Origin of the sequence: Sphingomonas sp. ASY06-1R (assembly GCF_052180265.1) — a bacterium.
Taxonomy (GTDB): Bacteria; Pseudomonadota; Alphaproteobacteria; order Sphingomonadales; family Sphingomonadaceae; genus Sphingomonas_I.
This window is the reverse complement of the sequence record NZ_CP197464.1, coordinates 2,380,219-2,392,167: the sequence shown is the minus strand read 5'-3', so window position 1 is coordinate 2,392,167 and position 11,949 is coordinate 2,380,219. Positions and strand designations below refer to the sequence as shown.

The window sequence follows — 11,949 nt, the reverse complement described above, 5'->3', positions numbered from 1 at the left end:
ATGTTGCCGGCAAAGTCTGCCTCAGCGTGTCGGGACCACGATGCTGCGACTGACGCACTGCGCATCCACGGCCGCCTTGCTGAACCATAAGGGGCGCATCCTGCCCGCGAGCCACTCGCCGTAGAAATTCCGATAATAAGGCGAGCGCGGATCGTTGGATTGGCCGGGTAGCAGCAGGTAGCGCGTATTGTCCCAGGCGCCGACGTCGGCGACGAACAGATAGCTTGCGCCGTGCATCACGTTGAAGCTTCGTGCCGGGCTGACGCCGCGGGCCATCACGGTTGTGCCGTCGCCACCCGATCGACCGCCCTCGATCTTGGGAAAAGCCGCCGCGATCGGCGGGAGCATCGACACGGGATGCGCGATCGCCACGCGGTGAAGGTCGCCCCAGCGCCATTGGCTCGGATCCGGCCCGCCCAGTTTGAGCGCCTTGCTCCATCCCGCCGCGAGCGCGCGATCGATCAGTGCATCGCGCGCCGTAGCCGGATCGGCGCCCAGCCGCGCATCGGGCGCCGCGAGCAGCGCCAGCATCTGCGACAGATTGACCGACCGGATCAGATCCTGGGCTGCGGCGGGAATGACCAATTGGCGGAAGGCAGCCGACAATTCGGGCATGATCAATTCATATAGCAGCGCCGCTGCGCTGTCGGCTTCGATCCCGCAATTCCAGCGGCGCAGCAGTGCGGCGGCCGGGGCGGCCTCCGGCGAGAGCGTCGCCGGCAGCAGCGTCACCAGCGCGCGTGCGGGCAGGGACTGGACGTCGTGCTGCAGGGCGATACTGTCTTCCAGTCGATGCCGCGGCTGGGCCCGCAATACTTCCGCGACCCGATCGTAGCGATAGGGATCGCTCCAGCTGAAGCTGATGATGCGTTCCTTATAGGGGTAATCCGCCGGCAAATTCATTTGATTGGCGGAGGCGAACCAGCCCTCCTTTGGATTATAGACGTGCGGCATCTCGTCGACAGTCAGAAGACCTTGCCAGTCGAAGCTGCCGTCGCCCGGCGCCGGGAACAGCCCGTCGTGGCGCGGACGTCGCGGCGTATACCCGACGGCGTGCCAGCCGGTATTTCCCTGCACGTCCGCATAATGAATGTTGGTCGGGGAGACATGGAGCTTGAAGGCTTCGCGCAACGACTGCCAGTCCTGCGCCAGGTTGATCGCCAGGATTGCGAACCGCATATTCGCGCCGGGCAGCATCGACACGGTTGCGAACGCCACTGCACGCCGTCGTGCACGATCCTGCGAGACGATCGGCCGGCCCTGCGCATAACGGTGCGTCACCCGCTCGATGGGTGCCCCTTTGACGATAATCTGATCTTCGAACGTCTCGAAGCGTTTCCAGCCGCCTTCGTGCCAATAACGCTCGGGATCGTCCGGGTGCGTCTGCAGAATGAAGAGATCGGTCTGGTCGATGTGGAAATTGGTCCGGCCGAAGGCGAAGTGATCGGTATGGCCCTGCATGATCCCGGGCAGGCCGGGATCCCCGCCGCCGATCACGTCCAGGCCGGGTGCGGTCAGATGGACGATATGGCGCGGGCTCCAGCTGCCGATGCCGAGATGCGGATCGTTGGCGAGGATCGGGCGCCCCGTCGCCGTGCGCGACCCCGCGATCGTCCAGGCATTGCTGCCTTGCTCGGCGCGCTCCACCCGTTCGAGCTCACGGTCATAGCCCGGCAGATTAAGGTCCGCGAAGGGCAGCGGGCGGACGTTATCGAGCAGGTAACCAAGGTCGGCGTCGCTGACCGCTGCGCAGTCGAGTCCTTGCGGGACGGTGAAGTTCCAGGCGGGGCGTAGCGGATCCAGCAGCTGATCGAACTGCAACAGACCGCGTGCCTGCAATCGCGCGCGGCGCACCTCGTCATCCGCATCGCCCATGCCGCCACCACGGGCGCGGACCATGTCGCGTACGTCCCAGCGGATCGGCTTGATCCCGAACATGGCATATTCCAGCGGCGCCAGCCCCGGGTCGCGCTCCAGCTCGGCAATGCGGGCATTGATCCCTGCGGCATAGCCGCGGGCGCAGTCCAGCACCTCGGCCGGCAGCGCCGCCAGTTCTGCATCGATGTCGCCACGATAGTGGAACAAGCGGGCGGCGCGGTCGGCGGTAACGAAGCCAGGCCCGAATGCCTCGGCCATGCGGCCAAGGTCACGCCGATTGGACAGATCCAGCTGGAACAGCCGGTCGCAGGCAACGCGATAGCCCTGGCCGAAGAATGCGTCATATTTCGACTGTGCCCGGATATGGGGAATCCCCATCTCATCCTCCAGGATCTCGATCGGTGCGCGTGCCCCCGCCAATCGCAGGGTGCGAGCCGGCCCGTTGCGGAGGCTGGCCTGGCCGCGGGCAAGGCCGGCGCCCGTCACGCCGATCGCAGCAGCGGAGCCCAGGAGAAATGCGCGACGTCGTATCATTAGGGGCCCTCGGAGGTGATCACCGTGGGCGACCCTATCGGACTTGGCCTACGGGACGCATAGTAAGCCGGGCCTGCGCCATAACCGCAAGTTATCGGGGGCGTGCCGCGGTGGGCCATTCCCACAGGCTATACCACAGTCAAATTATATTAGGCCCGCGCTATTGACCACCTATCGTCGCCCTGTAGCCTCCTGTCTTGGAACTGACATGATTGAAAAGATCATGTTCAAAAATACAGGGATGGCGGGAACATAGGGCCTCAATGGCTCACCCGGATAATCCTCTGACGTGGCAGGCAGGAACATAGGCTGAGCAGCGCTCGCGGCAGGCTCTGGCGATGCAAGCGCATCGTCCATGCCGGGAAGTCCTTCCCGGTGGCAGGCCAATCGCCAGCAAAAGGGGGTTATTGATTATGCGTATTTCCGGAAGACTTTTCGCGCGTGTCGGCCGTCTCTCCGGAGCAGGGCTGGCGATGACCGCCCTTGCGCTGGTGCAGGGTGCGCCCGCCGCCGCGCAGACCGCTGCGCCACAGGACGCCGCTGCTGCCGCCGCTGCGGGCGATAGCGACGTGATCGTCACCGGATCGCGCGTGGCCCGCAGCGGTTTCCGGTCCCCCACGCCGTTGACCGTGCTGACGACCGAGGAAATCCTCAATCAGTCGCCCACGAACAATATCGCGGATTTCATCAACCAGCAGCCGGCGCTCGCCGGATCCACCCGTCCGGCCAATTCGCGCCTCAACCTCAGCAGCGGCCAGGCCGGCATCAACGCGCTGAACCTGCGCAACCTGGGCGAAGTCCGCACGCTGGTGCTGATCGACGGGCGCCGTTCGGTGGCATCGACGATTACCGGCCTCGTCGACGTCAACACCATTCCACAGGCGCTGGTGAAGAGCGTCGACATCGTCACCGGCGGCGCGTCGGCGGCTTATGGCTCGGACGCGGTGGCCGGCGTGGTCAATTTCGTGCTCGACAAGAAATATGTAGGCATCAAGCTGTCGGGCGATGCCGGTGTCACGACCTATGGCGACGGCGGCAATTATTCGTTCGATGCCACATTGGGCAAATCTTTCGCCGGCGGCCGCGGCCACATCCTGCTCAACGGCGAAGTCGCGCGGCGCGACGGCATTTTCAACGTTGACCGCGACTGGAATGCGACCGGCTATGTCCGCATCCAGGATCCGAACTGGACCGCCAGCAGCACGACGCCGCAATTCCTGATCCGGCGTCAGGTCGGCGCGGCCAACTCGACGCCGGGCGGCCTGATCACGGCATCGGCTGGGTCCACTGCCAACGCACTGCGCGGCCTTTATTTCGGCCAGGGCGGTCAGGTGCTGCAATATCAATATGGCAACCTGACCTTCCCATCGGCGACCGGCAGCTCGCCCCCCACGCTCACGCAGGGCGGAAGCTGGCAGGTGAACGATTCCGGCAGGCGCATCGGCCTGGACCCGCGCGATGATCGCTACGGCTTCTATGGCCGGCTGAGCTACGACATTGCTGACGGCATCGAGCTGTTCGGTGAAGCATCCTACAATCAGCAGCATATCGTCTTCAACGCAGGCCCCAATCTGCAGACGGTCTCGTTGCGGGGCGATAATGCCTATTTGATCAATGCGCTTGGTGCGGCACGTCTTGCCGGCGTCACCACGGCGACGCTCGGCACGACTTCGGCCGATCTGCCGTATCGCGGCGTGAATAACCGTCGCAAGGTACAGCGCTACGTTGTCGGCGCCGATGGCGAGTTCAATGCTTTCGGTAACGCCGCGCATTGGAACGTCTTCGGTCAATATGGCCGCGCCGAATTGCGCGAGCAGCTCACCAACATCCAGAATGTGGCCCGCATCAACAACGCCAGCGACGCCGTTTTTGCGCCGGCGGGCAATAGCGGCGGCTATGCTGCCGGTTCGATCCAGTGCCGGATCAATGTCGATGCCAGCACGACCAATGATGACAAGGGCTGCCTGCCGCTGAACCGCCTGGGTCTCGGTGTCGCCGATCCGGCGGCGATCGCCTATGTTCTGGGCTCGCCCTATCGCAAGGAAGTCGTCGAGCAGAAGAATGCCGGCATCAACCTGTCGCTGACACCCTTCGCAACCTGGGCCGGCGACGTGAGTGTCGCTGTCGGCGGCGAATGGCGCGAGGAGCGGATCAAGGGCTTCGTGCCGGTGGAATTCCAACCGAAGATCACGGTCGATGCCAATGGCCGACCGGCCACGTCGAATACCTGGTCGGTCGGCAATTATCTTCCGACGAACGGCCATTATAGTGTGAAGGAAGCCTATCTCGAGACGGTCGTACCGCTTGGCCTGGGTCTCGAGTTCAACGGCGCCGTCCGCGCGACCGATTATTCTACCGCCGGTTACGTCACGACCTGGAAGGCCGGCGCCACCTGGCAGCCGATCGAGGACATCCGCTTCCGCGTCGTCCGCTCGCGCGACATTCGCGCGCCCAATCTGAATGAACTGTATCAGGCCGGATCGGCAAACAGCGATTCCGTGCGTAACCCGCTCTACACGTCCGACGGCGCCAACGGTCCGGCGAGTTACAGCTATTCGGCCAATGCCACCGGCAACGTCAATCTGAAGCCGGAAATCTCGAACAGCTGGACGATCGGGGCGGTGCTGTCGCCGCGCTTCCTCTCGCGGTTCAATGCCTCGGTCGATTATTTCCGGATGCGGATCACCAAGGGCATCACCAGCTTTGGGGCGCAGGATATCATCAATCTCTGCGCGGTCGGGCAGCAGCAATTCTGCGATGCCTATAGCCAGGATCCCGCCCGATCGACACCGGGCCAGCCCTATCTGCTATTCCGCACCCAGCCGTTCAATGCGGCTAGCCAATTGGTACGGGGTCTCGACTTTGAGGCCTCCTATCGTCAGCCCGTCGGCAGCAAGGCCAATATCATGCTGCGCGGAATGGCGACGCGCTACATCGACAATATCGTTGATAACGGCGTCGCCGGAGCGGCAATCGTCAACACCGTGGGCATCAATGGCGGCCAATATAGCACGCCAAAATGGATCTTCCGCGGCAGCCTCAGCTTCGAGACGCCGACGACGTCAATCACGGCGGTTGGACGTGGTGTAAGTGCCGGCAAATATAGCGCGACGGCCATCGAATGTCAGACGGGCTGCCCGCTCTCCACGGTCACCTTCCCGACCTATGACGATACCCACATCAAGGGTTTGTTCTACGTCGATCTCAACCTGACGCAGAAGGTGGCGGTCAGCGGCGAATCCAACGCCGAATTCTTCATCAACGTCACCAACCTCTTCAACAAGGGGCCGATGTTGCTGCCCGAAACCGGCCTGGCGGCGAACAGCACCTATTCGGATCTGCTCGGGCGGACCTTCCGCGTGGGCGTCCGCTTCGAGCTGCGCTGATCATCCTCGCCTGAAATCGATGGGGCGTCGTGCGGCCGGACGGCTGTGCGGCGCCCTATTATTTTGCATATTAGGCTTGCGGGCCGATAGGCTGATCGTCGGGCGCCCAGGTCGCGGGTGTCGTCGCCGAGGGTCCTGAATGAACCTGCGTCAGATCGAAGTCTTCCACGCTGTCTACCTGCACGGCACCGTCAGTGCGGCGGCGCGGGCGCTCAACGTCTCGCAGCCCTCCGTTACGAAAGTGCTGCGCCACGCCGAAAGTTCGATCGGGCTGCCCTTGTTCGAGCGTGCCCGCGGCCGGTTGATCCCGACCGACGATGCCCGCGCGCTGTTCGCCGAAGTCTCCGATATCCAGGATCGGGTGCGCTCGCTGCGTCAGGCCTGCCACAATTTGCGGCTGGGGCGGGGCAGCCTGCTGCGGGTGTCGGCGCTGCCCTCTCTCGGTCTGCGCGCAATCCCGGAGGCGGTGGCGGCCTTCATGCACGATCACAAGGACTTGTTGTTCGATCTGCAGACGCTTCATCATGACGAAATGGTGCGGAAACTCTATGAGCGCGAGACGGATATCGCGATCAGCTTTGAGGTGCCCGCCACCGCGCCGGTCGGGCATCAGGTGATCGGGGAGGGCGAGCTGGTGGTGCTTTACCGCGAGCAGGACTTTCCCAATGCGCCGCCGCGTATCCACCTCGCCAGTTTGCAGGATCATAAGTTCATCAGCCCGATCCAGGGCGGCCCGATCGGCCGGATCCTCTCGAGCGAGCTGGACCACCTCGGGGTCGTGCTCGACGAAGTGGCATCGGCGCGTACATATTATGTCGCCGCCGCGCTCGTCCGCGCGGGGGTCGGCATGGCGATCGTCGATAATTTCACGGCCCAGGCCTCGATGACGGAGGGCCTGGCAACCCGGCCGCTGCAGCCGGCCATCACCTTCGATATCAACGCCGTCTATATGCAGGATCGTCCGCCCACGCGCATGGCTTCCGAATTTCTCGACCGGCTGGCGACCCTGATCGACGAGCCATAGCCGCGCGCTATAGGGCGCGTGGCGCAGAGAATTGGGTTTGCCGAGGCGCAGCGATAAAGCGGAAATCCCCTGACGATGCGGACCCCTTCATGATCGCCACGCCCTATCTTCTCTATCTGGGTCACTCGAACGATCCCGCCGGGATCAAAACCTCCCGCGGACTCGCCGTCTTCCGGCCGGAGGTTTGCGTGGGGGAGTTTCGCCACGACGATAGCGGCCTGACGCTTGGCCTCCCGCGCATGGATTTCGCGGCCGGCGTCGCGGCTGGCGCGCGGACGCTGGTGCTCGGCATCGCCAATGCCGGCGGCAAGCTGGGCGAAGATCTGATCCTGGATGCGATTGCGGCGATGGAAGCCGGCCTCGACATTGCGTCCGGCCTGCATCAGCGGCTGAAGGACGAACCACGGCTGGTGGCGACGGCGCAGCGACTGGGCCGCACGCTGCACGACGTGCGCGATCCCCGGCCCGACATTCCCGTCGGCAACGGCAGGAAGCGCGCGGGCAATCGGTTGCTGACCGTCGGCACCGATTGCTCGATCGGTAAAATGTACGCGACGTTGTGCCTGACCCAGGGCCTGCGCAAGCGTGGCATCGCGGCGGATTTCCGCGCGACCGGGCAAACCGGCATTCTCATTGCCGGCGACGGCGTGCCGCTCGATGCCGTGGTCGCCGATTTCATCGCGGGCGCGATCGAGCAGCTTTCGCCCGAGCGCACCGACGGCGGGTGGGACCTGATCGAGGGGCAGGGATCGCTATTTCATCCTTCCTTCGCCGGTGTCTCCACCGGTCTGCTGCACGGTGCCCAGCCGGATGCGCTGGTTTTGTGCCATGAGCCAGGCCGGGCGCATATGCGCGGCCTGCCGCATTATCACTTGCCCGACATGGCGGAGTGCTTGGCCGCCAATTTGCAGGTCGCGCGGCTGACCAACCCCGCGGTCCGCGCGGTTGGCATTGCGCTCAATACGTCGACGCTCGCGGAGGAAGAGGCGCGGATCCTATGCGCCCGCACCGCCGACGACATGGGCCTGCCCTGTTCCGATCCGTACCGGTTCGGCGTCGAGCCGATCCTCGACGGGCTGCTGCGTGCGCCGGCCGTGCACGCCTGACCGGCGCAGCTATTGAGGTGTGTCGGCCAGAAGTTCCAGCGTCACACCGTTCGTCCAGCCGAAGCCCGTCTCGGTAACATATTCGCCGCCCGCGCCCGGCCCGCGTCGCTCGACGTCATATTTTTCCAGGAAGACGCCGCTGGCACGATAATGTTCGTCCACCATGGTCACCCAGCGGTGGGCGATTTGGTCGGCAAGATCGGTGAAGCCGTAGCGGCGGAGGCCGGCGACTGCGATCCACTGCAACGGTGCCCAGCCATTGGGAGCGTCCCATTGCTGACCGCTTGGATTCAGGGTGGTGAGCAGCCCGCCATCGCGGACTAGCTGCCCTACGGCGCTCTTCACGTGGATTGTGCGTTCCGCCGGGCAAATGCCTGTGAATAGAGGAAATGAGGTTGCGGCGGTGAGTTGGTTGGTGACACCGCATTGATCGAGATCGTAGTCCGCGAAGAAGCCGGCCGCGTCATTCCAGAGGTGATGGTTGATCGCCGCCGCCCGATGGCGTGCGCGTGTCGCAAAGGATTGTGCCAGATCCTTGTTACCAAGCGCATCCGCTTCCTCCGCGATCGTCTGCTCCAGGCCGTGCAGGAGGCAGTTGAGATCGATCGGAACCAGGCGTGTCGTTCGTATCGATGCCAGATTGTGGCCGTCGCCCAGCCAGCGCGAACTGAAGTCCCAGCCGCTTTCCGCCGCGGCGCGCAGGTCTCGCCAGAGACGACGCTGGGAGGCTTCGGGCAGCCCATCGGCCAGCGCCACGTCTTCCCGCCAGGATTCGTCGCGCGGCTGGTCAACATCGTCCCAGTACCGGTTGAGCAGCGCGCCATCGGCCAGCCGGACGACACGGAGCGCTTCGCTGCCGGGTGCCAGCTGCTCAGCCCCATCCATCCAGAAACGATGTTCGATTTGCATCCAGCGCAGCCGGCTGCGGCGGCTCTCATCGCTGCGATCCCGGGAAAGTCCCGCCATCAGATAGAAGAGCGGGGGGTGTGAACGGCTCAGATAATAGCTGCGCGTCCCGTTGGGGATGTGCCCGAAGCGATCGAGCAGGCTGCCGAAGTTCACGATCATATCGTCCACCAGATCGTGGCGCCCCGAACGGACCAGACCCAAAGCGGTGAAATACGCGTCCCAATAATAGAGTTCGCGGAAGCGTCCGCCGGGGACGACGAAGGGACGGGGCAGGGCGATCTGCGATGATGCGGCCGCGCTTTCGTCCTGCCGACGCGTCAGGACAGGCCAGAGCGCATGGATATGATCGGCCATGGCGCCCGTGCCCGACAGTCCTTCATGCCCTTCGCCCGGCAAGGCGAAGTTGCGCGCGATGAAGCGCGCCAGATCGGGCTGGGCGCGTGGGCATGTGGCGGCCCACTCCGCCAATATGTCCTCGCTCGAACGTAACGGAATAGCGTCCGCGAAAGATTTGGAATCCGGATATAATCCCTGCTCCTGCACGGCACGGAAGATCGGGCCGAACAGCGCGGACGGCGGCAAAATGGTCATGCTGCGGCAACCCCCTGACTGCGGCGGCGGATTGCCGGCAGCACCAGCGCGATCAGCGTCAAAGGGACCAGCAGGAAATAGAAAGCGATCGCGCCGGGAAGATGTTGGAACAGCATCCCCGTGATGAAGGATCCCAATGTGCCGCCGAGCGCGGAGAAGATGACGATCAGGCCCACCATCGCCGGATGGCTGGGGCGTCGTAGCGCGCTTAGCGCGACCGAGCAGAGGGTCGGGTAGATCGGTGCCAGGAAAATGCCAAGCAGCGGAAAAAGATAGGCGGCGACCGGCGCGCTGGCCCAGCCGATATCGGCGCGCGGCACGACACCGTGCGCGAGCGGCAGCGAGATGAGGATCAGGATCGCGATGGCGGCAAGGCAGGTCAGCAGCACCGGCAGCCAGTGGAATTTGCGCAGGACAACCCCCGAGCCGAGCCGGCCGACCGCCAGCGATGCCGTGAAGATGGTCGACATCTGCACGCTCATCGCCGCCGGCAGACGCAGCACTTCGCTGTTGAACGTCGGCAACCAGCTGCCGACGCCCTGTTCGATCAGCACGTAGAGGAAGAGCGCGATTAGCGCGACGACGGTGGCCGGCAGCACGGCGAGACCCAGCATCTCGCGCCATCCCGCCTGCGCGTGCGATCCCGCTGCACCGCTCTCGTCGAGTGAAAGGGTCGCCCACGAAAGCGCGCTCAACAGGCATAAGCCCGCAATCAGCCAATAAACGTGCAGCCACGCGGTGCCTTGGCGATCGGCGGCGATGAAGCCGGCGAAAATCCACATGCCGGCGAGCACGCCGATCATGAAGGCACCCTCGATCGTGCCGGTGATGCTGGCATGGTCCTGCCGATCGCGCGCCAACAGGCCGATGGTCGAATAGGTAGCCACCTTGACGACGCCGAAACACAGCCCGGTCGCCACGAACAGCAATTGCATGGCGACGAAGGTGCCCACGAACGATGCCGCGAGGCAGGCAGCGGCCATGACCAGCAGGGCGAGGATCATGGTGCGGCGAAAACCGAACGCCGCCACCCGTGTGGCAAGCAGGAAGGAGGCTGCAACGACCGAGAGATCCTTGCACGCCTCCAGCAGCGATCCCATCGGCTTGGTCGCGCCAAGATGCTGAATCGACTGCAGGATCACGACGCCGACGCTGTTCATCATGATGCCAAGGATGGCATAAGCGAAGGCAAGGGCCGCGATCGTGTAGATCCGCGAGCTGATCGGGCGCGTCACTGCCATCTTGGCAAAGTCGGCATCATGTCGGGTGGATCCTCGCCTCCGCGGATGCAGCATCCGTCGGCGCTTTGATACCGATTATGAAATGCTTTTCAACGTCAACATCGGTGAGCGGTTTTATGTTTCGCGCACGACGATCCGCGTCGGCAGCATGACCGAGCGGGATCGGCCGCCATCGATCAGCTGCATCAGTTTCTCCACCAGCAGGGCGCCCGCGACATCCGTCTTTTGCTCGATCGTGGTCAGGGCAGGGCTGAAATGCGCGGCGGGCGGAATATTGTTATAGCCGACCAGCGAATATTCGCGTGGTGCGGTCAGCCCGCGCGCCTTGAACGCGCCGATCGCCGCCATGGCCGCAGTGTCGGAAAAGGCAAAGACCGCATCCGGGGGCGGGGCGTCGCGCAGATAATCCGTTACCGTTTCGGCCGTTGCGGTGAACGCCATCGATGCGATGGCCAGCAGATCGATCGAAACATCTGCCTGCTCCTTGGCGGCAAGGCACAGGCCCTCGTAACGCAGGCGCAATTCCTCATGACGGGTATCGCCGATGAACAGCCAGCGCTGCCGGCCCCGGCTGAGAAAATGCTCGCCTGCGAGGCGCCCGCCCGCGACATTGTCGCTGCCGATCGCGCAATAGCCGGCATCGGGCGACACCGCGCCCCATACCACGAGCGGAACGTTGGTCCGCGATACCGCCCGCAGCATGGCGTGGCGCGTGCCCTGGCCCAGGACGATGAAACCGTCCGCGCCGCGGGCCTGGAAGAAATCCGAAAAGGCGCGCGCATCCTCCATGCCGGGGGGCGAGAGAAGCAGCTCCTGATTGCGGATCGACAAGGCTTCGGAGACGCCCGCCAGCAGCTCGAACACGAACGGGTCGCCGATCGCGCCATGCCGGTGCGAACCGAAATCCAGCATCACGGCGATGGTATTGGTGCGCGCCTGCCGCAGTTTCTGCGCGTTGCGGTTCACCGCATAACCATGCCGCCGCGCCACCTCCAGCACGCGCTCACGCGTTTCACCGGTCACGAGCGGACTGTCGTTCAGAACGCGCGAGACGGTCGGTGTCGAGACGTTCGCCAGCCGCGCAATATCCTGCATCGTCAGCCGGGTTTCGCCGCCGGCCGGGCTCTTCCTGTTCGTGCGGGGAGCGGCTTCGTTCATCTTATAGTGGTAGCAGCGCTCCCGGCGGCTGCAAGCACCCAACGGAAGCGGCTCTGAAAATTACTCTTGAAAAGCATTTCATAGAATTTTAGCGGTGACGGAATCGCGGTGGTGTCCGTGGC

The 11,949-nt window shown here is 64.1% G+C and carries 7 protein-coding genes; 3 read left to right on the top strand and 4 right to left on the bottom strand.

Annotation, left to right across the window (positions count from 1 at the left end):
- Positions 1–21 precede the first annotated feature (21 nt).
- Positions 22–2,412, bottom strand: a complete 2,391-nt coding sequence (locus ACSBM8_RS11545) for a penicillin acylase family protein (protein ID WP_442678168.1) — start codon at positions 2,410–2,412, stop codon at positions 22–24.
- A 473-nt stretch (positions 2,413–2,885) separates the two neighbouring features.
- Here ACSBM8_RS11545 and ACSBM8_RS11540 point away from each other — a divergent pair, with 473 nt between their 5' ends.
- From ACSBM8_RS11540 to dgcN, 3 genes are all read left to right on the top strand, one after another.
- Entirely contained in the window at positions 2,886–5,798 is a 2,913-nt protein-coding gene (locus ACSBM8_RS11540; protein ID WP_442678167.1) for a TonB-dependent receptor plug domain-containing protein, read from the top strand.
- 139 nt (positions 5,799–5,937) lie between these two features.
- Positions 5,938–6,822 (top strand): LysR family transcriptional regulator, encoded by an 885-nt coding sequence (locus ACSBM8_RS11535; RefSeq protein ID WP_442678166.1) that lies wholly within the window; start codon positions 5,938–5,940, stop codon positions 6,820–6,822.
- Positions 6,823–6,911: 89 nt separating this feature from the next.
- Positions 6,912–7,928, top strand: coding sequence for an N-acetyltransferase DgcN (gene dgcN, locus ACSBM8_RS11530; RefSeq protein ID WP_442678165.1), 1,017 nt, complete (start codon positions 6,912–6,914; stop codon positions 7,926–7,928).
- A 9-nt stretch (positions 7,929–7,937) separates the two neighbouring features.
- Here the strand turns inward: dgcN and treA are convergent, their stop codons facing one another.
- The 3 genes from treA to ACSBM8_RS11515 form a co-directional block, all read right to left on the bottom strand.
- The gene (gene treA, locus ACSBM8_RS11525) at positions 7,938–9,428 is read right to left on the bottom strand and encodes an alpha,alpha-trehalase TreA (RefSeq protein WP_442678164.1); all 1,491 of its coding nucleotides are present in this window, start codon (positions 9,426–9,428) and stop codon (positions 7,938–7,940) included.
- Complete coding sequence (locus ACSBM8_RS11520; RefSeq protein ID WP_442678163.1) at positions 9,425–10,669, bottom strand: MFS transporter; 1,245 nt, start codon at positions 10,667–10,669, stop codon at positions 9,425–9,427. Before ACSBM8_RS11520 ends, treA begins: the two co-directional genes overlap by 4 nt.
- A 114-nt stretch (positions 10,670–10,783) precedes the next feature.
- Positions 10,784–11,827, bottom strand: a complete 1,044-nt coding sequence (locus tag ACSBM8_RS11515) for a LacI family DNA-binding transcriptional regulator (RefSeq protein WP_442678162.1) — start codon at positions 11,825–11,827, stop codon at positions 10,784–10,786.
- Between the last annotated feature and the right edge of the window lie 122 nt (positions 11,828–11,949).

Coding starts and splice junctions, on each gene's coding strand:
- ACSBM8_RS11545 (WP_442678168.1), bottom strand. CDS start 2,412: ATGATACGACGTCGCGCATTTCTCCTGGGCTCCGCTGCTGCGATCGGC.
- ACSBM8_RS11520 (WP_442678163.1), bottom strand. CDS start 10,669: ATGGCAGTGACGCGCCCGATCAGCTCGCGGATCTACACGATCGCGGCC.
- treA (WP_442678164.1), bottom strand. CDS start 9,428: ATGACCATTTTGCCGCCGTCCGCGCTGTTCGGCCCGATCTTCCGTGCC.
- ACSBM8_RS11515 (WP_442678162.1), bottom strand. CDS start 11,827: ATGAACGAAGCCGCTCCCCGCACGAACAGGAAGAGCCCGGCCGGCGGC.
- ACSBM8_RS11535 (WP_442678166.1), top strand. CDS start 5,938: ATGAACCTGCGTCAGATCGAAGTCTTCCACGCTGTCTACCTGCACGGC.
- ACSBM8_RS11540 (WP_442678167.1), top strand. CDS start 2,886: ATGACCGCCCTTGCGCTGGTGCAGGGTGCGCCCGCCGCCGCGCAGACC.
- dgcN (WP_442678165.1), top strand. CDS start 6,912: ATGATCGCCACGCCCTATCTTCTCTATCTGGGTCACTCGAACGATCCC.